This window comes from Dorea amylophila, from assembly GCF_025567265.1.
Taxonomy (GTDB): domain Bacteria; phylum Bacillota; class Clostridia; order Lachnospirales; family Lachnospiraceae; genus Dorea_A; species Dorea_A amylophila.
In genome coordinates, this window is the sequence record NZ_JAOQJW010000002.1 from 1 (window position 1) to 24682 (window position 24682).

General features: G+C 40.5%; 25 protein-coding genes and 1 other RNA gene. 25 read left to right on the forward strand and 1 reads right to left on the reverse strand.

Annotated features, from left to right (window positions below):
* Positions 1-190: 190 nt before the first annotated feature.
* The 19 genes from ssrA (at position 191) to OCV72_RS01265 (ending at position 18828) form a co-directional block, all read left to right on the forward strand.
* Positions 191-541, forward strand: a transfer-messenger RNA (tmRNA) gene (ssrA, locus tag OCV72_RS01175).
* 274 nt (positions 542-815) lie between these two features.
* Positions 816-1694, forward strand: a complete 879-nt coding sequence (locus OCV72_RS01180; RefSeq protein ID WP_055281286.1) for a DMT family transporter — start codon at positions 816-818, stop codon at positions 1692-1694.
* Positions 1695-1781: 87 nt separating this feature from the next.
* Positions 1782-2504 (forward strand): response regulator transcription factor, encoded by a 723-nt coding sequence (locus tag OCV72_RS01185; RefSeq protein WP_081020973.1) that lies wholly within the window; start codon positions 1782-1784, stop codon positions 2502-2504.
* On the forward strand, positions 2467-3747 hold the full coding sequence (locus tag OCV72_RS01190; RefSeq protein WP_055281290.1) for a sensor histidine kinase: 1281 nt from the start codon (positions 2467-2469) through the stop codon (positions 3745-3747). The genes OCV72_RS01185 and OCV72_RS01190 overlap by 38 nt, the downstream gene beginning before the upstream one ends.
* Positions 3748-3946: 199 nt before the next feature.
* On the forward strand, positions 3947-4645 hold the full coding sequence (locus OCV72_RS01195) for an ABC transporter ATP-binding protein (protein ID WP_055281292.1): 699 nt from the start codon (positions 3947-3949) through the stop codon (positions 4643-4645).
* 14 nt (positions 4646-4659) lie between these two features.
* On the forward strand, positions 4660-6972 hold the full coding sequence (locus tag OCV72_RS01200) for an ABC transporter permease (protein ID WP_055281293.1): 2313 nt from the start codon (positions 4660-4662) through the stop codon (positions 6970-6972).
* A 35-nt stretch (positions 6973-7007) separates the two neighbouring features.
* Entirely contained in the window at positions 7008-7391 is a 384-nt protein-coding gene (locus tag OCV72_RS01205) for a PRD domain-containing protein (RefSeq protein WP_242859181.1), read from the forward strand.
* A gap of 54 nt (positions 7392-7445) precedes the next feature.
* Positions 7446-7817 (forward strand): PRD domain-containing protein, encoded by a 372-nt coding sequence (locus OCV72_RS01210; protein WP_242859182.1) that lies wholly within the window; start codon positions 7446-7448, stop codon positions 7815-7817.
* Positions 7818-7954: 137 nt separating this feature from the next.
* A complete protein-coding gene (locus tag OCV72_RS01215) occupies positions 7955-9847 on the forward strand; it encodes a beta-glucoside-specific PTS transporter subunit IIABC (RefSeq protein WP_055281296.1) in 1893 nt (630 codons plus the stop codon).
* 17 nt (positions 9848-9864) lie between these two features.
* The gene (locus tag OCV72_RS01220) at positions 9865-11319 is read left to right on the forward strand and encodes a glycoside hydrolase family 1 protein (RefSeq protein ID WP_055281513.1); all 1455 of its coding nucleotides are present in this window, start codon (positions 9865-9867) and stop codon (positions 11317-11319) included.
* 58 nt (positions 11320-11377) lie between these two features.
* Positions 11378-11587, forward strand: coding sequence for a hypothetical protein (locus tag OCV72_RS01225; protein ID WP_155515191.1), 210 nt, complete (start codon positions 11378-11380; stop codon positions 11585-11587).
* A 96-nt stretch (positions 11588-11683) separates the two neighbouring features.
* Entirely contained in the window at positions 11684-12877 is a 1194-nt protein-coding gene (locus tag OCV72_RS01230; protein WP_055281298.1) for an L-aspartate oxidase, read from the forward strand.
* A 131-nt stretch (positions 12878-13008) separates the two neighbouring features.
* Entirely contained in the window at positions 13009-13860 is an 852-nt protein-coding gene (gene nadC, locus OCV72_RS01235; protein ID WP_055281300.1) for a carboxylating nicotinate-nucleotide diphosphorylase, read from the forward strand.
* Positions 13861-13942: 82 nt separating this feature from the next.
* Positions 13943-14467 carry a transcription repressor NadR gene (locus OCV72_RS01240; RefSeq protein ID WP_055281302.1) on the forward strand — a complete coding sequence of 175 codons (525 nt, stop codon included), beginning with the start codon at positions 13943-13945 and terminating at the stop codon, positions 14465-14467.
* 65 nt (positions 14468-14532) lie between these two features.
* Positions 14533-15123: a TetR/AcrR family transcriptional regulator gene (locus OCV72_RS01245; RefSeq protein ID WP_055281304.1), complete on the forward strand. Its 591-nt coding sequence runs from the start codon at positions 14533-14535 to the stop codon at positions 15121-15123.
* Between the two features lie 301 nt (positions 15124-15424).
* The gene (locus OCV72_RS01250) at positions 15425-16129 is read left to right on the forward strand and encodes a DUF5058 family protein (RefSeq protein WP_055281306.1); all 705 of its coding nucleotides are present in this window, start codon (positions 15425-15427) and stop codon (positions 16127-16129) included.
* Between the two features lie 24 nt (positions 16130-16153).
* A complete protein-coding gene (locus OCV72_RS01255) occupies positions 16154-16825 on the forward strand; it encodes a hypothetical protein (protein ID WP_055281308.1) in 672 nt (223 codons plus the stop codon).
* Between the two features lie 22 nt (positions 16826-16847).
* A complete protein-coding gene (locus tag OCV72_RS01260) occupies positions 16848-18122 on the forward strand; it encodes an amidohydrolase family protein (RefSeq protein WP_055281310.1) in 1275 nt (424 codons plus the stop codon).
* 88 nt (positions 18123-18210) lie between these two features.
* Positions 18211-18828, forward strand: a complete 618-nt coding sequence (locus tag OCV72_RS01265) for a cytidylate kinase-like family protein (RefSeq protein ID WP_028086866.1) — start codon at positions 18211-18213, stop codon at positions 18826-18828.
* A gap of 71 nt (positions 18829-18899) precedes the next feature.
* Here OCV72_RS01265 and OCV72_RS01270 read toward each other — a convergent pair whose 3' ends face one another.
* On the reverse strand, positions 18900-19091 hold the full coding sequence (locus OCV72_RS01270; RefSeq protein WP_055281312.1) for a hypothetical protein: 192 nt from the start codon (positions 19089-19091) through the stop codon (positions 18900-18902).
* A 181-nt stretch (positions 19092-19272) separates the two neighbouring features.
* Here OCV72_RS01270 and OCV72_RS01275 point away from each other — a divergent pair, with 181 nt between their 5' ends.
* The 6 genes from OCV72_RS01275 to OCV72_RS01300 all read left to right on the forward strand — a co-directional run bounded on the left by OCV72_RS01275 (position 19273) and on the right by OCV72_RS01300 (position 24677).
* A complete protein-coding gene (locus tag OCV72_RS01275; RefSeq protein ID WP_055281314.1) occupies positions 19273-20124 on the forward strand; it encodes a putative manganese transporter in 852 nt (283 codons plus the stop codon).
* A gap of 96 nt (positions 20125-20220) precedes the next feature.
* On the forward strand, positions 20221-20802 hold the full coding sequence (locus OCV72_RS01280) for a DUF6465 family protein (RefSeq protein WP_055281315.1): 582 nt from the start codon (positions 20221-20223) through the stop codon (positions 20800-20802).
* Between the two features lie 91 nt (positions 20803-20893).
* Positions 20894-21853, forward strand: coding sequence for a hypothetical protein (locus OCV72_RS01285; protein ID WP_055281317.1), 960 nt, complete (start codon positions 20894-20896; stop codon positions 21851-21853).
* 107 nt (positions 21854-21960) lie between these two features.
* The gene (locus OCV72_RS01290; RefSeq protein WP_055281319.1) at positions 21961-22794 is read left to right on the forward strand and encodes a PHP domain-containing protein; all 834 of its coding nucleotides are present in this window, start codon (positions 21961-21963) and stop codon (positions 22792-22794) included.
* Positions 22795-22911: 117 nt separating this feature from the next.
* Positions 22912-24186, forward strand: a complete 1275-nt coding sequence (gene leuC / locus OCV72_RS01295; protein WP_055281321.1) for a 3-isopropylmalate dehydratase large subunit — start codon at positions 22912-22914, stop codon at positions 24184-24186.
* Positions 24186-24677 carry a 3-isopropylmalate dehydratase small subunit gene (locus tag OCV72_RS01300; RefSeq protein WP_055281323.1) on the forward strand — a complete coding sequence of 164 codons (492 nt, stop codon included), beginning with the start codon at positions 24186-24188 and terminating at the stop codon, positions 24675-24677. Before leuC ends, OCV72_RS01300 begins: the two co-directional genes overlap by 1 nt.
* Positions 24678-24682 lie beyond the last annotated feature (5 nt).

Below are 24682 nucleotides of genomic sequence, written 5' to 3' on the forward strand. Positions count from 1 at the left end.
ACGTCAACTATTGAAAGCGCCGTATACCGAACGGTACGTACGGTGCTGTGAGAGGACGGCGGTTAGTCACCGCCTCCTACTCGATTAGTTTTTTAGATTACATAAGAGGCTTGACAAATAAAACAACTTGAGATTATAATTAAATTTACGTAAAGACAGTCTGCAGACCAGAAGAAAGCATTTAGATTTAGGGCTTGTACTGGTTTCGACGGGGGTCTGGAAGTTGGAGAAGCCATCCGTAGCGGGACACTACGTTAAAAGTTCCACTTAAATATAAACGCAGACAATACAGAATTAGCGTACGCAGCCTAATTAGGCCGCAGTCGGCCCCGGATCATCCGCTGTCCGGGTCACCGGCTTCAAACAGGCGGAGCACTTCGTTTCCAAAGCTTTGAGGAGATGGAAGAACTTATGAAGCTACTAAAGTGAGGAACCTGTCATTAGGTGCCGCATGGAGGGAATGTTAATATAATGACTGTGATGGGAGATGCTCGAATGGATGGGCTTTCGGACGCGGGTTCAACTCCCGCCAGGTCCACTATAATATTAAGTAATACGGAGAACGTGTCATGGGCGGGTTTTCTTATATACTTAAGAACACAGAGGAAAGTCATAGTTTCTGAAGAATCGGTAAACTAGGGCTTTTCTTTTTATTTACGCGAGCAACGAGCCAAAGTCCGTGCTTGCACGAGACCTTGGCGACTGCCGCGATAACTTGAGAAACTCGCGAAGCGTGTTTCTCATAGTTTGTAATTATGAAAAACACGGAAGCAACAAAATAAGAGAAGAAACAAATAGATTAACAGGAGGGTATTATGAGTGAGAAATCGCTGAGTAAAAATACAAGAAAAAATGTGATCCTGCTGCATATTGCAGTTATGTGCTTCAGCTTTTCGGGAGTGATCGGTCAGTATGTACAGGTACCGGCAGTACAGGTGGCAATGGGAAGAGTTATCTGTTCTTCACTGCTTTTGCTGGCAATATCTCTGGTCTGCAAGGATAAGCTGACGCTTGATTCAAAGAAAGATTATGGTCTTATGATCATGACAGGTGCGGTAATGGCAATTCACTGGTCAAGCTTCTTTCAATCCATCCAGACATCGTCTGTAGCAATTGGAACGATTACATTCTCTACATTCCCGCTGTTTCTGACGTTTTTAGAGCCGTTATTATTTCATGAGAAGATTCGTGGCCGGAATATTTTGAATGCACTGATCCTTCTTCTAGGAGTATTGATCACAATTCCGGAGTTTTCTGTGGAGAATAAAGTGACGGTCGGAATCATCTGTGGAATGATTGCGAGCTTTACATATGCAGTGATGACATTGTCGAACCGGTATTTTGCCAATAGATACAAAGGACGTACAATCTGTCTATATGAACAGGGAACAGCAGCTGTTGCACTGCTTCCGGCACTGGGATTGGTGAAAGCGGACTGGCGTCCGGTGGATTTTGCAGGAGTTGTAACGATTGGCTTTTTGTGTACGGCAATTGCATATTCTTTATATGTGACGGCGCAAAAGGGTGTGAAAGCACAGACAGCGGGAATTATCTCAGGAATGGAGACGGTGTACGGCATCGTATTTGCACTTCTGTTCTTAAGAGAGATCCCGACAGTCAGGGAACTGGTCGGAGGAGCGGTGATACTTGGAATTGCATTTTATTCGTCTCTGCACAGTGAGGATGAATTATAAGAAATTTTTAAGAATTGTATCGGGAAATATTTAAATCATGAGCGGTATAGTATGGCTGTAAAGAAAAAGAGGGGAGAGACGAAAGAAATGGAGGCAGAAAAAATATTAGTAGTAGATGATAATAAAGAAATCGTCTATTCCATCAGTGAACTGTTAAAATATGAAGGCTATGAGATTTTGAAAGCTTATGATGGTATGGAAGCACTGGATATCATGGAGCGGGAGAATGTAGACCTGATCCTTCTGGATGTGATGATGCCAAGACTCAATGGTCTGTCAGCGCTGATGAAACTGCGTGAGAAAAGCAGGATCCCGGTGATCATCCTGTCGGCCAAGACAGAAGAAAGTGATAAGGTGTCGGGACTTACGCTCGGAGCAGATGACTATATTGAGAAGCCGTATAATCCGGCGGAGTTGATCGCCAGAGTGAAAGCGCATTTACGCAGATACCGTGTATGGAGTAACATGGAAGCGGAAAAAAAGAAAGATCCGGATCAGATTGTGAATGGCGGACTGGTACTTGATAAGAAACAGAGAGTGATCTTTGTTGAAGGAGAAGAAGTGCATCTGACGGCAACGGAGTATAAGATTCTGGAGCTATTGATGGCGCATCCCGGGCAGGTATTTCCGGCAGAGCAGATTTATGAGAATGTATGGCAGGAAACAGCAGATTATACTGTAGAGAATACTGTAATGGTACATATCCGTCATATCAGGGAAAAAGTGGAGATTGATGCGAAGAAGCCAAGATATGTAAAGGTGGTGTGGGGAATTGGATACAAAATGGAAAAATATGGTAAAAGCAATTAAAAAGTTTATAAAAGAATATTATGATTGCGTATTTGGATTTCTGCTGTTTATAATTGGAAGCTTCCTGTTCTTTGTGATGTTAGTGAATAGATATTATTTCAGTACATGGGACGTATGGAGAATCTGCCTGATCGGCAATATCCTGGTGCAGCCGGGAATCTGCCTGCTCGTACGCAGGTATATGAAATTGAGATATCGGAACTGGAGTCAGAAAGGGAGTGCAGAGATCTATCTGCAGGATACAGAAGACAGTATCTATTATCAGACCTGGAAGGCGAAAGAAAAACAGTCGGAAAAAAGATTCCGGAATATACTGGCGGTAGAACTGTCGGCAGCAGCGGCATATCTTTTCTTTATCAGTTACAGCAGCGGATGGGGATGGAATTATGCAGCCGGATATATGATGGTAGCAACGGTGTTTATAGAATATATCTGTTGCCGGGAAGTGCTCCAGAGATACTGGAGAAATGAGCTGGATCAGATCATGGAGCAGACGGAGAGCTTCTTTCAGAAGCGTCTGGAACAGGCGCTGGAGATTGAACGGAAGAGTCTGGAAAAGGTATCGAGAAGTGACCAGTTAAGAGTAGACTTGATCACAAATGTATCGCATGATCTGAAGACACCACTGACTTCCATCGTCGGATATCTGGAACTGATCAAAAAAGAAGAATTAAGTGATGTAGTGAGGGACTATGTAGACGTGATATCGACAAGAGCAGGAAAGCTTGGTGAGATGATCAACAGCCTGTTTTCGCTTGCAAAAGCGAGCAGTGGGAATGTAGAACTTCACAAAGAAACTTTTGAGCTTAATCGTCTGATGGAACAGATATTTGCAGATATGGATGACCGGATAAAAGAAAGCGGGCTGAAATTTGTAACTCAGCTTACGGAAGAAGATACGGCAATTTATTCTGATAATTCATATTTTTATCGGATCTGCCAGAATTTGGTGGAAAATGCGCTGAAGTATTCGGCGAAAGGAACCAGGGTATTTATAAAGACATATAAAAAGGAAGCGGGTACAGATCAGAAAATGGTATTGGAGATTACGAATACATCCGGATATGAGATGGATTTTGAAAAAGAAGATATCATCGAACGGTTTTCAAGAGGCGACAAGGCAAGAACCAGTGAGGGTAACGGACTGGGACTTGCAATCGTAAGTACCTATGCGAAAGCACTGGGAGGAGAATTTGATATTAAGATCGACTGCGATCAGTTCAAGGCAATTGTTTCGATATAATAAAATGTATAAAAGTAATCTAGATCCCGGAGAAGGGAATGCAAAGGATGGTGTACGCAGGACGCCATCCTTTCTTAATATGTATGTACCCGGTTTTTCTGAAAAAGTCCTGTAAAAGAGTTTCGAAAATGATTTCGTTGACAAATAAATAAGTTTAAACTAACATTAGTTATATAAAAATAACTAATGGAGGAGAACGATGTTTCTGGAAATAAGAGGAATCAAAAAATCATTTGGAACAGGAGACAGCCGCGTAAATGTGTTGAAAGGGCTGGATCTGAATATAGAAAAAGGGGAATTCTGTGTCTTACTCGGACCGTCGGGATCTGGTAAATCAACATTGCTGAATATCATCGGAGGAATTGATGCTGCGGATGAGGGCAGTATTACAATCGAAGGTGAACGTCTGGAAGATATGACAGAGAAAAAGCTTTCCATGTATAGAAGAAAGCATCTGGGATACATCTTCCAGATGTATAACCTGATACCGAATCTGACGGTCCGCGAGAACATTGAAGTGGGGGCATATTTAAGTGAGCAGCCATTAGATGTGGATGAATTATTACATACACTGGGACTTTACGAACATCAGAGAAAACTGCCGAATCAGTTATCAGGAGGACAGCAGCAGAGAACTGCAATCGGACGTGCAATCGTCAAGAATCCAGATATTCTGTTGTGTGATGAGCCGACTGGTGCTCTGGATTATCATACATCAAAGGAAATTCTGAAACTGATCGAGACGGTCAATCAGAGATATGGCAATACGATTATTATGGTTACACATAATGATGCGATCAAAGACATGGCTGACAGAGTAGTGAAGCTCAGAGATGGAATGATCCGGAAGAATTACAGAAATGAAGTGAAGATTCCGGCAATCGATCTGGAATGGTAAGGAGGACATGACAAATGAAAAGTCCTTTAAGAAAAAGATTACCACGGGAACTTAAAAGTGAATTTGGAAAGTATTTAGTTGTCTTTATCATGATGGCAATCACGATTGCATTTGTATCCGGATTTCTGGTGGCGGATGGAAGTATGATCCGGGCATACGATGACAGCTTTCAGAAATATAATATAGAAGATGGGTATTTCCAGACGAAAAAGAAGCTGACTACAACACAGAAAGAAGACATCGAAAAATCGGATGTAAAAATATATGAGAATTTTTATATAGAACAAAAACTGACGAACGGAAGCACTGTGCGGTTTTTTAAGAACCGGAAAGATGTAGATAAGGTATGTCTGATGAAAGGAAGGATGCCGGAGAAGTCCGGCGAGATTGCCGTGGACCGTATGTATGCAGAGAATAACAGCCTGGAAATCGGAGACAGGGTAAAGAGTGGAAAGAAGGCATTTCGGATTACAGGACTTGTGGCTCTTTCGGATTACAGTGCATTATTTCAGAATAATAATGATACGATGTTTGATTCTGTAAAGTTTGGAGTGGCGATCGTTACGGACAAAGATTTTGAAGCATTAAACCAGGTGAAACTACAGTATAATTACGCCTGGGTTTATGATAAAAAGCCGGAAACAGAGAAGAAAGAAAAGAAAATGGCAGAAAATCTGATGGAAGACATGACTGGTGTTGTGACGCTGGAAAGTTTTGTGCCGCAATTTCAGAATCAGTCGATCTGTTTTACCGGGGATGATATGGGAAGTGACCGTGCGATGATGGTTATGCTGCTTTATATCGTAATGGCAATTCTTGCATTTGTCTTTGGAATTACGATCAGTAATACGATAAGAAAAGAAGCCGGAGTTATCGGTACGCTTCGTGCATCCGGGTATACAAGACGTGAATTGATCATACATTATATGTCGCTTCCGGTTGTGATCACGCTGATCGGTGCGCTGGTTGGAAATATTCTTGGATATACGTTATTAAAGCAGGTATGTGCCGGTATGTACTATGGAAGTTACAGCCTTCCGACATATGTAACGATCTGGAATGCGGAAGCATTCTGGATGACGACGGTTGTGCCGGTTATTATTATGCTGACCATTAACTATGGTATTTTATATTACAAATTAAGGCTGTCACCACTTAAGTTTATAAGAAGAGATCTTTCTTCCCGAAAACAGAAGAGAGCGGTATATTTGAGCACAAAGCTTGGAATTTTCCGAAGATTCCGTCTGAGAGTTATTTTCCAGAATATCAGTAATTATATGGTGCTGTTTGTAGGAATCCTGTTTGCCAATCTGTTATTATTCTTCGGATTGTTGCTGCCATCCGTATTGGATCATTATCAGGAAGAAATTCAGGAAAATATGCTGGCGAAATATCAGTATATACTTGAGGTTCCGACAGAGGCAATGAGTGGAAGTAAACTGGAAAGTTTACTGGCGCTGATGCAGTATTCCAACGGGACAGAGACAGAGAATAAAACTGCAGAAAAATTCAGCGCATATACATTAAATACAATTCCGGGACAGGCGAAGAGTGAAGAAGTGATGCTGTATGGAGTAGAACCGGACAGCAGATATATCAAGGCAGATCTTGGGAAAAGAGTCTATGTATCAGCTGCATATGCAGACAAATATCAGGTGGAACCGGGAGATAAGATCACGTTAAAAGAAAAATACGAGCGGAAACGTTATACATTTAAAGTAGACGGAATCTATAATTACAGCGGAGCTGTCAGTGTATTTATGAGTCGTGATAAGCTGAACAGGACATTTGATCTTGGAAATGATTATTATGCAGGGTATTTTTCAAATACAAAGATCAGGGATATTGATGAGAAATACATCGGCACCGTGATTGATCTGGAGGCATTGACGAAGGTTTCGAGACAGCTGGACGTATCTATGGGAAATATGATGGGACTGGTCAATGGATTTGCAGTCATGATCTATATGATCGTCATCTATCTGTTGTCAAAGATCATTATCGAGAAAAATGCACAGTCTATCTCTATGACAAAGATACTTGGATATACGAACGGAGAGATCAGCAGGCTGTATATTATGTCGACAATGCTTGTGGTTATCATAGAACTGCTTATAAGTCTTCCGATTGAAAAGGCAGTGATGAATGTGATTTTCCGTGCAATGATGATGTCAAGTATGACAGGTTGGATCACACTGTGGATCGATCCGAAAATATATGTGGAAATGTTCCTGGTTGGATTTATTACCTATGTGGCGGTAGCACTTCTGGAATATCGGAAGATCAAAAAGGTTCCGATGGATGAAGCGTTAAAGAATGTGGAATAATCAAAAGAATGCATAGAAACGTATGACAGAAGTAATTGAATATAAAAAAAGGAGGAGAGAGAAGAGAACTGATCATAACAGGAGCAGGAATCGGGTTCAAGAAAAAGAAGGGTGAAAATCTGGATGAAGCACTGGCGGATAAAACTTATTATCTGGAGAGTGTCGATGACAGCAGGAGACTGCAGGAAGTAGTAAAAGAAATATCAGAAGAATATTTGGAGATTGTAAGCCGTATCGTAAAGACAGCGAGGGAGGAAGGATTGAAAGTCAGGGATTCCCTGTATGTGACACTTACAGATCATATCAATTCCGCAGTTGACAGATATCGTGAGAATATAGCATTAAAAAATATGATGAAACTTGAGATCCGTAAATTTTATCCAAAAGAATATGAAATCGGATTAAGGGCAGTACAATGAATACAGGAACAAAATGATGAGAATCTAGGGGAAGACGAAGCTGCATTTATAGCGATGCACATCGTTTCGGCCGAACTTGGCAATGGAAGTAATGTAGATGTTAATAAGATTACGAAATTGATTAATGCAGTTCTTCAGATTGTCAGAATCCATTTTAAGATAGAATTTAACGAGAAATCGATATCGTATGAACGGTTCCTAACTCATTTGAAATTTTTTGCGACCAGAGTATTTGATAATACCATTTATCAAGACAGCATGCAGGAAATATACAAAGTATTGATAGAAGAGAATGAATATGCTTATTCAGGAGTCAGAAAAATTGTGGAATATATTGAAAAACAGTATTCCTACAAATTGACAATAGATGAAAGATTATATTTATTAATACACATTAAAAGAATATTAGATGAACAATCAGAATAGATTGCAGGTTTGTTATTATTCAGTTAAGCAAGACCTGACTTAAAAGAAAGCAGCGGTCCCGGGAAGCGTATGCTCTTTTAAGTCGGGTCTTTGTTATATATATGAAAAAATAAAAAAGAAAATTGAGGTAAATGAAAATGGATTACGAAAGTATAGCAAAAAAAATCCTCCAAAGAGTCGGGGGAAAGGAAAATGTAATCAGCCTGGTACATTGTATGACGAGACTGCGTTTTACATTAAAAGATGAATCAATTGTAGACGATGAAGCAGTGAAAAAGACCAAAGGCGTTATGGGAATCATGAAAAAAGCCGGTCAGTATCAGATTATCATTGGTAATGATGTGGCAAATGTCTATGCAGAGCTTAATAAGCTTGGAAATTTTTCAAACGAAGTACCGAAAAAAGCACCACAGAATAAGGAAAAACAGAATGTATTTTCTATGCTGATGGATACAATCTCCGGTATCATGGCACCGGTTATTCCGGCAATCATCGGAGCTGCAATGATCAAAGTACTTCTTACATTACTTCCAATGATCGGTGTTCTGAGTACAAAAGGTGATACTTATAATCTGTTAAGTGTTATGGGTGACGGCGCATTTTTCTTTATGCCGGTATTGATTGCGATATCTGCATCTAAAAAATTTGGAACGAATATGTATTATGCGGCAAGTATAGCGTTGATTATGTTGCATCCAAATTTTATTTCATTCATGAATAGTGCAAATGATGCAAAAGAAACTGTAAAATTTCTTAAATTTATTCCGGTAACATATGCATCTTATGCTTATTCTGTTATTCCGATTATTCTGGCAGTATGGTCGCTGAAATATGTCGAGCGTCTGGTAGATAAGATTACACCGGTAGTAACCAAGAACTTCTTAAAACCGATGTTGGTAGTGCTGATCGAAGCACCTATTGCATTGATTATTCTTGGACCTTTAGGTGCAATCTGTGGTAACGTATTATCAACAGTTGTTTATACAATTCATGATAAACTTGGATTTATTGCGATCGGTCTTGTGGCGGGTGTATATCCTTTCGTTGTTATGGCAGGTATGCATCATGCATTTACACCAATCAAACTGGGAATGATTGCTTCCACAGGATTTGAAAACTTTATCTGTATCGGAGAACTTTGCTCTAACATGGCACAGGGTGCTGCATCGCTTGCAGTAGCAGTAAAGAGTAAGAACAAAGATTTTAAACAGATTGCCGGATCTTCTGCATTTTCGGCATTATTTGCAGGAATTACAGAGCCAGCTCTGTATGGTGTAACATTACGTTTGAAACGTCCGATGTTAGGAGCATGTATCGGTGCTGCTGCAGGTGGATTATTTGGTGGATTTTTCCAGATGAAATGTTTTGGTATTGCGACACCTGCGATCGTAACAATCGTTCAGTATGTAGAAAAAGGGAAACCGCAGAGTCTGTTATTTGCGGCACTTACGATTCTCCTTACAATAGTGGTTGCATTCATTGCGACAATGATCATTGGATTTGAAGATGTAGTAGATGATGATGATGAATTAGACATGCTGGAAACAGAAAGCAAAGAAGAAGTAAAAGTAATGGAGAATGCGATTGATATTGCAAGTCCGGCAGAAGGAAAAGCAATTTCACTGTCAGAAGTTGCAGATGCAACATTTGCACAGGAAATTCTTGGAAAAGGTGCGGCAATCGTTCTGGAAAAAGGAGTGATCTATGCACCATTTGATGGAAAAGTAGATGTGATGTTTGAAACGGGACATGCAGTAGGTCTTGTAGGAGAGAATGGGGTAGAACTTCTGGTACACATCGGAATCGATACCGTAAATCTGGAAGGAAAATATTTCTCACCGAAGAAAGCAGCAGGAGATGTTGTGAAAAAGGGTGATGTGTTGATCGAATTTGATATTGAAAAAATAAAAGAGGCTGGATATGATGTAACAACGCCGGTGATCGTTTCAAACACAGATCAGTATGCAATAGTTGAAAAAACAGCAACAGGAGAAGTAACAAAAGAAAGTAACCTTATCAAAGTTCAGTAAAGGAAAGGAATATGGATATGGAAGAAATGAAAGTGACAAGATTTCCAAAAGACTTTCTATGGGGAAGCGCTTCAGCGGCTTATCAGATTGAAGGTGGATGGAAAGAAGATGGAAAAGGTGTGACAAACTGGGATACATTTGTACGTATCCCAGGGAAAACATATAAAGCAACGACCGGTGATGTAGCGGTAGATCATTATCACCACTATAAAGAGGATATTGCATTAATGGCAGAGATGGGATTAAAAACATACCGGTTTTCTATCTCCTGGGCCCGTATTTATCCGGAAGGAAGAGGTACGGTCAATGAAAAAGGACTTGCATTTTATCAGGATATTATTGATGAATGCTTGAAATATGGAATTGAGCCGATGGTGACAATTTTCCACTGGGATCTTCCGCAGGCACTGGTGGATCTGTATGGTGGATGGGAAAGCCCGGAGATCATTCAGGATTATGTGACTTATGCAAAGACTCTCTTCGAAAACTTTGGCGATAAAGTGAAATACTGGATTACATTAAACGAACAGAATATATTTACTTCTCTTGGTTGGTTGACAGCACAGCATCCGCCTGGAAAATTTGATGACCAGAAGACTTTTTATCAGGTTAATCATTATGCTTTTATGGCACATGCCAAGGCAGTACTTGCTTATCGTGAAATGGGTGGAAAAGGAGAGATTGGTGCAAGCTTTGCGTATGTACCATCCTATGCGTTGGACTGTAAACCGGTAAATGCAATGGCAAAACGTGATTATGATGAATTGAAAAATTTCTGGTGGATGGATATATATGCATATGGGCGTTATCCAAAAGCTGCGATGGCTTATCTGAAGAAAAAAGGTTATGCTCCGGAAATTTTAGATGAAGATATGGAAATATTGAAAAAAGCTGCCGGAGAGATTACATTCATGGGTGTAAATTATTATCAGAGTTGTGTGTGTGAGTATAATCCAATGGATGGAGTTACGCCGTATGGTACGATGAATACAACAGGTGTAAAGGGATCTGCCCAAGAACTGGGAATGCCGGGAATATATAAGAATCCAGTAAATCCATATCTTATGACAACAGATTGGGATTGGATGATAGATCCGATGGGGCTTCGCTTTTGCTGCCGTGAAATTACAAGCCGTTATGGTCTGCCAATTGTGATTTCTGAAAATGGATTGGGAGCATTTGATAAAAAGACAGAAGATGATCAGATTCATGATGAATATAGAATCCATTATCTGGAAGAACATTTGAAAGAACTGGGAAAAGCAATTGAAGAAGGCTGTGAAGTTCTGGCATACTGTACATGGTCATTCACAGATCTTTTAAGCTGGTTAAATGGTTATCAGAAACGTTATGGTTTCGTATATGTAGACCGTGAAGAGGAAGAAGGCGGTACATTAAACCGCTATAAAAAAGATAGCTTTTACTGGTATCAGAGTGTTATCAAATCTGATGGGGAGAATTTGTATAAATAGGTATAAATAAAAAAGATTATTGTGATACAGAAATGAAATTCCGGCACAATAATCTTTTTTGTTTACAAATCTATTTGTATTATCCACTGACTTCGCTGAATCATTTTTTGAGGCGGAAGATGATGTAGATGAGATGCAGGCACGCTTGGAACTAGTTAACCTTCTGGTTACATACAAAGGTTCGATCGGTGACAGCCGTCATGATGCATTAAATAGAAAATCATGTGTAAAGAATAAATACAACAACTGTCTTGTCACATGTAAATAACAGTGGTATAATGTGAAAAGTTTAAGCGGTCAGAAGAATATATATGGAGGGACTGTCCGTAAACGGAAAGCAGTATAGAAAAGAGGATGTTGTATTATGAAACTGAATGCAGATACAGTAATCGTAGGAAGCGGAGTCGCAGGACTTTTCAGCGCGTTGAATTTACCAAGAGAACAGGATATTATATTAATTACCAAGTCAGATCTGGAAAGCAGTGATTCGTTCCTTGCACAGGGGGGAATCTGTGTATTAAGAGACGAAAGCGACTACGACAGTTATTTTGAAGACACGATGAAAGCCGGTCATTATGAGAACCGGAAAGAATCTGTAGATATCATGATCCGTAATTCCAGAGATATCATCAATGATCTGGTAAAGTATGGCGTAGAGTTTGAAAAGAAGGACGGCGAATTTGCCTATACAAGAGAGGGAGCGCACTCCAGACCGAGAATCCTGTTTCATGAAGATGTGACAGGAAAAGAAATCACCAGCAAACTGCTTGCTCAGGTGAAGGAGCTTAAGAATGTGAAAATGTATGAATATACAGAGATGACAGATGTGATCATCGAAGATGATAAATGTGTAGGAATCAAGGCAAAGAATGAAAAGGGAACGTATGAAATTTATGCAGAAAATACGATCCTTGCAAGTGGCGGTATCGGCGGGACCTATCAGCATTCCACGAATTTTCCACATCTGACAGGGGATGCGATTGAGATTGCAAAGAAGCATGGAATCCGTCTGGAACATCTGGACTATGTACAGATCCATCCGACAACTTTATATTCGAAGAAACCGGGAAGACGTTTCCTGATCTCAGAATCGGTACGTGGTGAAGGAGCGGTCCTTTATAATAAGAACAAAGAACGTTTTGTAGACGAACTGCTTCCAAGAGATGTTGTGACAAAAGCAATAAGAGAAGAGATGGAAAAAGAAGGAACTGATCATGTATGGCTTTCTATGGAACATATACCAAAAGAAACGATTTTAAAGCATTTCCCAAATATCTATGAACATTGTCTGGAAGAAGGATATGACGTAACGAAAGAATGCATCCCGGTTGTACCGGCACAGCATTATTTTATGGGTGGAATCTGGGTAGATTCAGACAGCAGGACTTCTATGGAACACCTGTATGCAGTCGGGGAGACAAGCTGTAATGGTGTACATGGTGCTAACCGTCTGGCAAGTAACTCACTTCTGGAAAGTCTGGTATTTGCAAAGCGCGCAGCAACAAAGATTACAAAAGAAGAAACACAGGAAAAAATATCTGAACGTAAAGCGGTATAAGATGTTATAATAAATGCAGTATACGGATGCATAGATAAAAATTGCTATCTGTCAAAAAATGAATAGAAAAATAAACAGGAAAAGGACAGAAACAGACGAACAGGAAGAATGATAAAGGAGACAAGCATAATATGAATAACATAACAATGACTTTACAGGTAGACCACCTGATCATGGAAGCATTAAGAGAAGATATTTCAAGTGAGGACGTGACCACCAATGCGGTCATGCACGAAGCTGTAACCGGAGAAGTAGATCTGATCTGTAAACAGGATGGTGTGGTCGCAGGACTTCAGATATTTCAGAGAGTCTTCGAATTATTAGATAAAGATACAAAAGTAGAATTTTTCTGCAAAGATGGCGATGAAGTAAAGAATGGACAGTTAATGGGGAAAGTAACCGGAGATATCCGTGTACTCCTTTCCGGAGAAAGAGTTGCGCTGAATTATCTGCAGAGAATGAGTGGAATCGCAAGTTATACACATTCCGTAGCATCGCTTCTGGAGGGAAGTAAGACAAAACTTCTGGATACCAGAAAGACGACTCCGAATATGAGAATTTTTGAAAAATATGCAGTCAGAGTGGGTGGCGGATACAATCACCGTTATAATCTGTCTGATGGAGTGTTGCTGAAAGACAATCACATCGGTGCAGCAGGAAGCGTGACAAAAGCTGTTCAGATGGCAAAAGAATATGCACCATTTGTACGTAAGATCGAGGTAGAAGTTGAAAATTTGGATATGGTGAAAGAAGCGGTAGAAGCAGGGGCAGACATTATCATGCTCGATAATATGTCCACGGAAGAGATGCAGGAAGCAATCCGCATCATTGACGGACGTGCCGAGACCGAGTGTTCCGGTAATGTAACGAAAGAGAATATCAGCAGACTGACTTCTCTCGGCGTAGATTATATTTCCAGCGGAGCACTGACACATTCCGCACCGATTTTAGATATTTCCTTAAAGCACCTTCATGCGGTATAATAGATATGATTACCGTGTGTGGAGAAAAATACATGGATAAATAGATCATTTGGGAAAATAACATGGGAGGTGGCAACAGGAAATGCATGGATCTGAAAGAAGAGAACAGATAATCAGACAGATTCAGGAAAGCAAAGCTCCGGTATCCGGAACAAAGCTTGCTTCCCTTTATAGTGTCAGCCGTCAGGTGATCGTGCAGGATATCGCACTGATCCGCTCAGCAGGATATGAGATCATATCTACAAACCGCGGCTATATATTGAACCAGCCAAAGACGGTGTGTCGGATATTTAAAGTACAGCACACAGATGAACAGCTGGAAGAAGAGCTGAATACGATCGTTGACCTGGGAGGATGTGTAGACAATGTCATGATCCATCACAGAGTCTATGGAAAGATGGAGGCGGAACTGGCCTTAAGTTCCCGGAGAAAGGTCGGCGCATTTATGGAAGATATCCGAAGTGGCAAGTCCAGTCCGCTTAAGAACATCACATCCAACTATCATTATCATAAGGTTAGTGCCGACAGCGAAGAGACGCTGGATCTGATCGAGCAGGAACTGAGGGAAAAAGGATTTCTGGTAGAGGAAAGACGACAGGTAGTGTAAATATTTCTTGCATTTTTCAGAAAGATTGTATACGATATAGTATAAAGTGAAATGTGAGGAATGAGATGGCGGGAATAAAAAAAGGTGCAGAGTTAAGACAGAAAATTATTGATACAGCATGGGAACTGTTTTATGAAAATGGTTATGAGAATACGACAGTAAATGATATCATCCGGAAAGTGGGAACTTCAAAAGGTGGATTTTATTATTATTTTAAGGCGAAAGAAGATTTGTTGAATTCCTTGTACTCCGTTTTCGACCGGGAATATGAAAAATTTTATGAAAATATGGACCAAAATCAGGACAGCCTGATGAAGCTGAAACAGCTCAGTCAATATGTGTCTTATTTTATTGAAGGAAATGTATCAGCAGAACTTCTGGCTGCACTTTACCAGTCACAATTGGCAAAAAAAAGTCAGGATAATTTTTTGAATCCGGACAGGTATTATATCAATCTTGTCAAAAAGATCATATCCGAGGGTCAGAAAAAAGGGGAAATCCGGACAGATATATCTGTAGAGGAGCTGGCGCATGATGTGCTGGTTTTGGAAAGAGGAATTATTATGGACTGGTGTGTCCAGAATGGTTCATTTTCGTTAGGATATTACGGAAGTCGCAGTTTTGACCTGTATATTGAATTTATGAGAGTAGGTTAAGTAATAATAAAAAAGATTACAGCAATGTATTTGTTGTAGTCTTTTTTTATACCAAAGTATGTAATAGAAGCTGATTGTAAAATGTAATCTGTATTTTATAAAAAACAGACCAAGGTATGTACCTGCAAGTGCGAATAAAAGGAGATAAAAGAAAGAAAATAAATGTAAAAGCATACAATAAATAAGAAATGTATGGATAAAAAGAAGAAGAAGTCAGATAAATTAATTGACAACAGAAGAGAGAATTGTTAATATTATAACTAACAACAAACCGCGGTTTCCAAAAGAATGGAGGAGAAATATGGTATATACAGAGATATGTAACGCTGTGTGGATGTATCTGTGGGTAGGAGCCTTGTTACTGGCAGTAATTTTACAATGTCTGGTATTTATGAAAAAAGCCTGGAAACACGCTCTGGAATTAGGACTTCGGCCGGAACAGATAAAAAAGGGCTTAACAACAGGAATCACGATCAGCATTATGCCGACTTTGCCGGTATTGTTAGTTTTACTTTCACTTATGCCTTTGCTGGGCGTTCCGCTTCCGTGGTTGAGATTATCAATCATAGGATCTGCATATTACGAAACCTATGCAGCGACCACAGCATTGGAGTGTGTGGGAGAAACAATGAAATTAAATGAATACAGTGCCGTAGGATGGGTGGCTGCAGCGTGGGTTATGACGATTGGAGGAAGCGCCTGTGTATTATGGTCATCCCTTGCAATCAAACCGATTTCCATGTTGTATGAAAAGGCCGAAAAGATTGATATGAAATTAGTACTTTCAATTGGAGCAGGATGTCTTGCCGGAGTTATGGCATATGTATCGGTATCTTATGGATTTAGTGCAATGTCAACAAAAGGCGTTGTGTTCTGTATCAGTTTCGCCGTTGGTGCATTGCTAGTGTGGATACATAACAAAAGACCGAAGGCCAAATGGCTGTCGGATTATCTGATGACGATCAGTATGCTGGTTGCGATGGCGGCAGCCTGTATCATCTTTTAATGAAAGAGAAAGGATGTGGAAAACATGACAGATAATGGATATCACAGGTGGATACACCGGTTTGGAATTTCATCGAGCCTGCTTTTGTTTGTGGCGATGACTGCATTTCCGGTGGCAATTAGTTTTGTATATGGAATATGGCCGGATTTTAAAGCGTTATGGCCTGGATTTGTTGCAGTGATTTTATTTATGGCACCATATTGGCCGGCCGAAACGATCGGATATATGTCGGTAATGGGACCGGGAGCGTTATATATGTCCTACATTACCGGAAATGTTACAAATCTCAGAATGCCGGCAACGATTGGAACGATTAATTCACTGGGAATTAAACCGAATACCGAGGAATGTCATACAATGGCAATCATTGCATGTGGAGCATCTGTAATTACAACCGTTGTGATCGTAGCGTTGGGTGTCGTGATTGCAACTCCGCTTGCACCGGTTTTGGAATCTCCGGTGATCAAGCCTGCATTTGATTATGTTGTACCGGCGTTGTTCGGAGGTCTGGTTGCGCAGACAGTTCTGAAAGGGAAAAAACAGTTTTTGTATTTTCTGGTACCATTGGCGATTTGTCTGTTTTTCTGTTATTTTACCGCAGTAAACAGTGCATATTATATGCTGATTGCGATTGCAGTATCGGTAATCATCTATGTGATGGATTATAAAAAAGAAAAACAAAAAGAAGTAAAATAGTGTTCATGTAAAGGAGCAGCGTATGAGTAAGTATACATATATTATTTGTGGGAAACTTTATAATGGTATAGATGCGGAATTCAAAGAAGGATATAAGATACTTGTCAAAGACAATAAGATAGAGGCTGTTGGCAGAGAAATTCCACAGCCGGAGACAGCAGAAGTGGTGGATCTTTCGGATGCAACCGTTACGCCGGGAATGATAGATGCGCATATGCATATGGATTATATAGACTGGCACACAATAAGAGAAGAAGTATATACTACTTCAGAAGAAGCAAAAACGATCGCGATCATCAGAACTGCACAGAAAACACTTTCCAGAGGATTTACAACAGTCAGACATCCGGGAGGAATTACTTCGAATGGTTTTGGAGTTCTGGATGTAAAAAGAGCAATAGAAAAAGGGTATATCACAGGATCGAGAATTGTGGCGGCACCTAGATTCCTGTGTGCGGCAGGAAGCCATGGTGATCTGTCACAGGGATTTGCAAGAAATCCGGAATTGTCTAATATAGCGCAGAATCTGAGATTAAGTCTCGGAGCCGGAAAAGATTTCTTTGCAAATGCGGTTAGAGAAGAGATAAAATACGGTGCGGATTTTATTAAAATCATGGCAACGGGAGGTTTCTTTACGCCATATGATAATCCATCACAACAGCAGATGAATGATGAAGAACTGAAATCAATCATGGATACAGCCCATGAATGGGGCAAGACTGTTACAGCACATGTATATAGTGTAAATCATATGCAGAAACTGATAAAATTCGGAATTGACGGAATGGAACATTGTTCGCTTATGGATGAAGAAACGGCACAGATGATCATAGATAATGATGTATATGTTGTTCCTACATTCTGCCCGTACGAAGAAGCGGTACATTATGATCCGGTTATGATACAGACCAAGCAGAAAGAATATAGAATTAAATTAGAATATTACAAAGACGCATTGCAGGCAGGGCGTGAAGTGATTAAAAATTGTAAGTGTAAATTAGGATATGGCACGGATATGGTTGCAACACATCAGAATTATGAAAGTGGATATGAATTTAAAGCGTGGATGGAGAGTGGCATGGGTACTTTCCGTACCTTGCATGCGGCAACAAAGGTTAATTCAGAGATACTTCAGCTGGAAGATAAGATCGGTACACTGGAACCAGGAAAATATGCAGATATTGCAGCATGGAAAAGAGACCTGATGACAGATCCGTATGCATTATTAGACTGTGCATTTGTTATGAAAGAAGGAGTAATTTATCCGACAGAAAAATGCGAGGAATTAACTGATTAATTGTTGAAAATATATGGTATTTTCTGACGAGTCAATGTATAATGATAGACAAAGAAATCGTGATACTTTCATCGAAGGAGGGATACCTATGACGACGCATAAGATTATAACAATAGGCAGACAGTTTGGAAGCGGCGGACATGAGATTGGCAATCTTCTTGCAACAAGACTGGATATTCCGTTATATGATAACAATCTTGTCAGAATGGCAGCAGAGAAGATGGATATCAGAGAAGAGACGGCAAAGGCAATTGATGAGACTTCTCTTAACAGTTTCGTATCCAGTTATCTGATCACACCGATGGGATATTCTTCCTATATTAATTCGGAAGAATATGTGCAGCCGTTATCTGAGCAGATGTATGAACTGCAGACGGAGATCATCAAAAAACTTGCAGAACGTGGGCCATGTGTGATCGTGGGCAGATGTGCAGACTATATCCTGAAGGACAATCCAAACTGCATTAACGTATTCATCTGTGCTGACCGGGCTGACCGCATCAAACGTATAGCGGAAAGATACGATGTGTCTGAGAAGAAAGCTCTGGATCGCATCAAACGTATGGACAGAGAACGAAAATATTATTACGAAACTCATACAGGACAGGAATGGGGAAGCATCAGTTCTCATGATATATTATTGAATGCCAGCCTTCTTGGGATCGAAGGAACGGTTAATGTACTAGAAGGAATCTATAAAAGATAACGGACAATGAAATGAAAGATGTAATAAGAAATGAGCGGTGTATGCCGCTCATTTCTTATTGCCCTTAAACATTATGATTCAAATCCAAGTACCGTTTCTGTATTCTGAATATCTGAATATAATTTCAGATGCATGCCTTCTGTATGGCATACTTTTACAATATCCTCATACTCTTTGCAATCCGGAAGTATTTTCATAAGCATGTTAGGCATATTATGAAAAATATTACGGTTAAATATACAGGATCGTTCAAAAGTACTCATATGGCCACATCCTTTCTGTGAAAATAGTCTATATATAATGTGTTATACAGAAAAAAGACTGAAAATTACAGGATAAATGAGAAAAATATACAAAGTAAGACTACATATTTTGCTTGAAAAATACGACCATAACATCTAGAATAAAAATGTTATGAAAAAAATTAAAGGAGAGACGGTAGATATGGAAATGTTTATTGATATATTACTGGATGCGGCAATCGATTGTGTGAAGATGCTTCCATTCCTGTTTCTTGCATTTCTGCTGATAGAGGCACTGGAGCATTATTCCAGTGATTTTACAAAAAAACTCATGGTGAAAGTAGATAAGGCAGGACCGGTTGTAGGAGCAATCGTAGGATGTGTCCCTCAGTGTGGATTTTCGGTTATGGCAGCAAATCTGTATTCAGGCGGAATCATTACGGTTGGAACATTGATCGCAGTGTTTCTGGCCACATCGGATGAGGCAATACTTATTATAATGGGAAATCCGGAACATGCAGGAAAGATCGGTGTGCTGCTTCTGGCAAAAGTGATCATTGCAATTATTGCAGGATATCTGGTAGATATTTTCTTTAAAAAAGAAATTGCAGTGCCGCATCATGAAGGAGAACTCTGTCATGACTGTGGATGTCACAATCATTCGGCTGGAATAGTAAAACCTGCACTTCGCCATACGGGAAAGATTTTTTTGTATCTGTTTGTATTTACGTTTATTTTAAATCTGTGTATTGACATACTTGGAATTGACAAGATTTCAGCTATGATGCTTGGAGATACTGTGTTCCAGCCGGCAATTGCGGCTTTGATCGGCCTGATTCCAAATTGTGCGGCGTCCGTGATTCTGACACAGCTGTATCTGAGTGGGGCAATTTCTTTTTCCTCTGTGATTGCGGGACTTTGCACGGGAGCCGGTATCGGGCTTGTAGTATTGTTCAAAGTGAATCCGGATAAGAAGGAAAATATAAAAATTATAGCAGTATTGTATGTGATTGCTGTGATCGCAGGTCTGATCCTGGAGCTGACCGGAGTGTAGAATGCTGTCTGTGGCATAGAATTGCATTTTTGGAAGAATGTGTTATAATATTGACAACTAGGTGATGAGGCTTAGAGAGATTTAGGAGGAAATGAAATGGCTACAAAAAAAGTAACAACAGCAACCACAAAGGATGTAACTGCAAAAGTAACTGCACCAGTGACAAAGACATCAGAAAAAGCAGAGACAACTAAGAAAGCAGAGACAGTAAAGGCAGTGGCAGCAACAGAGCCGAAGAAGATAGAGAAGGAGCCGGTAAAAACAGCAGCTCCAAAGACCGAGCCAGTAAAACCGACTACAAAAGAAGAAACAGCTAAGCCGGAAGCAAAGAAGGCCGAGAAAAAAGTTGAAGACAAAGCTGTAAAGACAGAATCTGTCAAGAAAGCTGAAGCTGAGACAAAGACAGCAGCAAAGAAGACGACCACAAAGAAGACGACAGCAAAGAAGACAACTGCGAGAAAAACAACAGCAAAAAAAGAAATCAAAGTAAGTGCGTTTGTAGAATACTTTGGAAAACAGGTAGAAGAAAAAGATATGATCGCAAGAGTAAAGAAGGCATGGACATCTTCTGGAAAGAAAATCGGAGATATCAAGACGATGGAGTTATACATAAAACCAGAAGAATCTGCAGTATACTATGTTATTAATGGAACAGAGACAGGAGCAGTAGCATTCTAGAGGCGGATATAAGGAACCAAAGGCTGTGAATCTTCGGAGGCACAGTCTTTTCTATTCTTAAAGCATAATAAGGGGCAAAGGAGAAACGGGTATGAATATGGAGAACTTTACATCAGTTTTTAATTCGGCAGATGGGCCCACGAGTATATTTGTTGCAGGGAAGACACCGGAGATAATGGGTGTGCTGATTGCGATTGTTGTAGTGGGTGTGATTATTTCATTGTTTGGTCTGAAGCTTGTAAGAGTACTTTCGGCGATGATGGGACTTGGAACCGGAGCAGTGATCGGAGCAGTGATCGGAACAGTGGCAGGTCTTGATACGACAAAGATGGTTGCGACAATTGCCGTGTGCGGAGTGGTATTGTGTATCATGTGTGCAGTACTACGAAAATTCGGAATATTTGTTATGACTTTCTTGGGATCATGGGGGACATTTGTTACCCTTGTGGAAGCGCGGTCAGTTATAGTACTTGGAATCTGCGCAGCGGTTGCACTGGTCATCGCAATACTGACAGTCATCTTTGCGGAATTTCTGGTCATCTTTGTAACCGGTATTGTAGGAGGAGTGGAAGCAGGAATGGCACTTCCGTTTCTTCTTGGGATGACAAAGATTGGCTGGATCGGATATGTAATGAGTGCAGCGATCGCAGTAATTGGCATCACGGTTCAGACAATGATGCAGTCGAGAAAGATCGGAAAGAGGGAAAAAATATTTTCGAAAAAGATCAAAGAACAGGTTTCGATGGAATCGGAAGTAGAAAAGGCCAGAATGCTTCTCGATGATGGAGATGTGGAAGAATCTCAGGAGGAAGAAACGGAAGCCGGAGATCAGGAAGATCAGGGAGATCAGGGAGAACCGGAAGAGACGGTGACAGAGATATTTGACATAGACGATGATAAGCCGGAGCCGGAAGATACAGATGATGAGGAAAATGTAGATGCCAAAATGACGGATGTGCCGGAAGGCGGATTCCTGGATGAAGATGATGTCGAGATATTCGAGACAGACGATTCGGATGTCGTAGTTCTTCATGCGGATGATATTGACTAAAGCAAAAAATATATACCCGTTGCAGAAAATTAAGATCTGCAACGGGTATTTTTGTTATAAGGGATGTGCTATAATGTTATTAAGAATAAAGTTAAGGAGGCTTACTTATGAAATTGGATATGCATTGCCATGTGCGGGAAGGTTCAGTAGACAGCAGGGTAAGCTTGGACGAATACATCACAACCCTGAAGGAAAAAGGATTTGACGGGATGCTGATCACAGATCACGATACGTATCATGGTTATCGTCATTGGAAATATCATATGAAAGGCAAGGTACATGAAGATTTTGTTGTGTTGAAAGGAATCGAGTATGATACTCTGGATGCGGGACATATCATTTGTATTATGCCGGAAGGTGTAAAGATGCGTCTTCTGGAAATAAAGGGACTCCCGGTGTCTGTTCTGATTGACTTTGTGCACAGACACGGAGGAATCCTCGGACCGGCACATCCATGCGGGGAAAAGTATCTGAGTTTTACTAATACGGGAAGGTTTTATAAATCACCGGAACTGATCAAAAGGTTTGATTTCATTGAGGCGTTTAATGCATGTGAATCAGCAGAATCGAATGAAGGAGCAAGGAAGCTTGCAGAGAAATACAAAAAGCCGGGAATCGGCGGAAGTGACGCACACAGACCGGACTGCATAGGGACAGGCTATACCATTCTTCCGGAAAGAGTGACCTGTGAGACGGAACTGATCGCCCTGATACGGAGTAAAGCGGCAATCGAGGCCGGAGGCGTGTTGTACGGAAAGACAGCCAAAGACAAGATGGGACCAGCGCATAAGATCCTGACGTATTCATTCTGGTTCTATAATAAGGGCGGGGCACTTCTGAAAAAACGGAAAAGAATCTTGAAAGGAAAGATCGAAAATCCGGCAACACCGATTGATCCGATTGAAATTCCATACCTGCATAATATAAAAAAACAGAAATAAAAAGAAGATGTATTTTTGAAAAATTATGCATTAAAATTTATAATTTCTTGCATGCCCTTTTTTACTGTGCTAAAATACAGTATAAAATTATGAGAATCAAGGAGGTAAAGATTCGTTATGGGAATGACGATGACACAGAAGATATTGGCAGCACATGCTGGGCTCGACAGCGTGACAGCCGGTCAGTTAATAGAAGCAAAATTAGATGTAGTCATGGCAAATGATATTACAGGTCCTATGGCATTACCAATCTTCAGACAGATGGCAGATAAAGTATTTGATAAAGATAAAGTAGTTCTTGTTCCGGACCATTTTACACCGAACAAAGACATCAAGTCTGCGGAAAACTCAAAAGCAATCCGTGAGTTTGCCAAAGATCAGGGGCTCAGCTGGTATTTTGAACAGGGAAAATCAGGAGTAGAACATGCAATTCTTCCGGAAGCAGGAGTGGTTGCAGCAGGTGAATGTATCATCGGAGCAGATTCGCATACTTGCACATATGGTGCACTTGGTGCATTTTCGACAGGTGTCGGAACGACGGATATTGCAACAGGTATGGCAATGGGAGAACTGTGGTTCAAAGTTCCGAGTGCGATCAAGTTCGTACTGACAGGGAAACCGGGCAGATATGTAAGCGGTAAAGATATCATCATTCATATCATCGGCAAGATCGGTGTAGATGGTGCGCTTTATAAATCTATGGAATTTACCGGAGACGGAATCAGGAATCTTTCTATGGCAGACAGATTCACAATGGCAAATATGGCGATCGAAGCCGGAGCCAAGAACGGAATCTTCCCGGTAGATGAGAAGACAGAAGAATATTTAAAAGAACATACAAAGAAAGACTATCATGTATATGAAGCGGACGAAGATGCGGAATACGAAAGTATTGTAGAGATTGATCTTTCAGAAGTCCGTCCAACCGTTGCATTTCCACATCTTCCGGGAAATGCGAAGACAATTGACGAGATCGAGGCAATGGAACCGATCAAAATCGATCAGGTTGTGATCGGATCCTGTACAAACGGAAGAATGGAAGATATGAGAAAAGCAGCTGCCATTCTTCAGGGACATACGGTTCATCCGGATGTACGTGTTATGGTCATTCCGGCTACACAGAAGATATACAAACAGTGTATCAGAGAAGGTCTTCTGGAAATTTTCGTAGACGCAGGATGTGCAGTCAATACACCAAGCTGCGGACCTTGTATGGGTGGACATATGGGTGTTATGGCAGCAGGAGAAAAATGTGTATCTACAACAAACCGTAACTTTGTAGGAAGAATGGGACATGTAGATTCTCTGATTTATCTGGCATCACCGGAAGTAGCAGCAGCAAGTGCGATCGCAGGATACATCGCAAATCCAGAGAAAGTAGGTGACAAATAATGAAAGCTTTAGGACATGTTTTTAAATACGGCGATAACGTAGATACAGACGTAATCATCCCGGCAAGATATCTGAATTCTTATGATGCACAGGAACTTGCGAGCCATGCAATGGCAGATATCGATCCTGAATTCGTCAATAAGGTACAGCCTGGAGATATCATTGTTGCCAACAAGAACTTTGGATGTGGTTCTTCTAGGGAACATGCACCGTTATGTCTTAAGACAGCAGGTGTCAGTTGCGTTATTGCAGAGACATTTGCAAGAATTTTCTATCGCAATGCGATCAACATCGGACTTCCGATCATTGAGTGTCCGGAGGCTGCAAAAGCAATTGAAGCAGGTGATGAAGTAGAGATTGATTTTGACAGCGGTAAGATCTATGACAGAACAAAAGGAACAGAATTCAAGGGACAGCCGTTTCCAGAGTTCATGCAGAAACTGATCGCAGCAGGCGGACTGGTAAAATATACAAACAGTAAGAGAAAGTAATCATA

Excerpts from the sequence above, each read along its gene's own strand:
- OCV72_RS01180 (WP_055281286.1), top strand. The coding sequence starts at position 816 with ATGAGTGAGAAATCGCTGAGTAAAAATACAAGAAAAAATGTGATCCTG.
- OCV72_RS01185 (WP_081020973.1), top strand. The coding sequence starts at position 1,782 with ATGGAGGCAGAAAAAATATTAGTAGTAGATGATAATAAAGAAATCGTC.
- OCV72_RS01195 (WP_055281292.1), top strand. The coding sequence starts at position 3,947 with ATGTTTCTGGAAATAAGAGGAATCAAAAAATCATTTGGAACAGGAGAC.
- OCV72_RS01200 (WP_055281293.1), top strand. The coding sequence starts at position 4,660 with ATGAAAAGTCCTTTAAGAAAAAGATTACCACGGGAACTTAAAAGTGAA.
- OCV72_RS01210 (WP_242859182.1), top strand. The coding sequence starts at position 7,446 with ATGCACATCGTTTCGGCCGAACTTGGCAATGGAAGTAATGTAGATGTT.
- OCV72_RS01215 (WP_055281296.1), top strand. The coding sequence starts at position 7,955 with ATGGATTACGAAAGTATAGCAAAAAAAATCCTCCAAAGAGTCGGGGGA.
- OCV72_RS01220 (WP_055281513.1), top strand. The coding sequence starts at position 9,865 with ATGGAAGAAATGAAAGTGACAAGATTTCCAAAAGACTTTCTATGGGGA.
- OCV72_RS01230 (WP_055281298.1), top strand. The coding sequence starts at position 11,684 with ATGAAACTGAATGCAGATACAGTAATCGTAGGAAGCGGAGTCGCAGGA.
- nadC (WP_055281300.1), top strand. The coding sequence starts at position 13,009 with ATGAATAACATAACAATGACTTTACAGGTAGACCACCTGATCATGGAA.
- OCV72_RS01240 (WP_055281302.1), top strand. The coding sequence starts at position 13,943 with ATGCATGGATCTGAAAGAAGAGAACAGATAATCAGACAGATTCAGGAA.
- OCV72_RS01245 (WP_055281304.1), top strand. The coding sequence starts at position 14,533 with ATGGCGGGAATAAAAAAAGGTGCAGAGTTAAGACAGAAAATTATTGAT.
- OCV72_RS01250 (WP_055281306.1), top strand. The coding sequence starts at position 15,425 with ATGGTATATACAGAGATATGTAACGCTGTGTGGATGTATCTGTGGGTA.
- OCV72_RS01255 (WP_055281308.1), top strand. The coding sequence starts at position 16,154 with ATGACAGATAATGGATATCACAGGTGGATACACCGGTTTGGAATTTCA.
- OCV72_RS01260 (WP_055281310.1), top strand. The coding sequence starts at position 16,848 with ATGAGTAAGTATACATATATTATTTGTGGGAAACTTTATAATGGTATA.
- OCV72_RS01265 (WP_028086866.1), top strand. The coding sequence starts at position 18,211 with ATGACGACGCATAAGATTATAACAATAGGCAGACAGTTTGGAAGCGGC.
- OCV72_RS01270 (WP_055281312.1), bottom strand. The coding sequence starts at position 19,091 with ATGAGTACTTTTGAACGATCCTGTATATTTAACCGTAATATTTTTCAT.
- OCV72_RS01275 (WP_055281314.1), top strand. The coding sequence starts at position 19,273 with ATGGAAATGTTTATTGATATATTACTGGATGCGGCAATCGATTGTGTG.
- OCV72_RS01280 (WP_055281315.1), top strand. The coding sequence starts at position 20,221 with ATGGCTACAAAAAAAGTAACAACAGCAACCACAAAGGATGTAACTGCA.
- OCV72_RS01285 (WP_055281317.1), top strand. The coding sequence starts at position 20,894 with ATGAATATGGAGAACTTTACATCAGTTTTTAATTCGGCAGATGGGCCC.
- OCV72_RS01290 (WP_055281319.1), top strand. The coding sequence starts at position 21,961 with ATGAAATTGGATATGCATTGCCATGTGCGGGAAGGTTCAGTAGACAGC.
- leuC (WP_055281321.1), top strand. The coding sequence starts at position 22,912 with ATGGGAATGACGATGACACAGAAGATATTGGCAGCACATGCTGGGCTC.
- OCV72_RS01300 (WP_055281323.1), top strand. The coding sequence starts at position 24,186 with ATGAAAGCTTTAGGACATGTTTTTAAATACGGCGATAACGTAGATACA.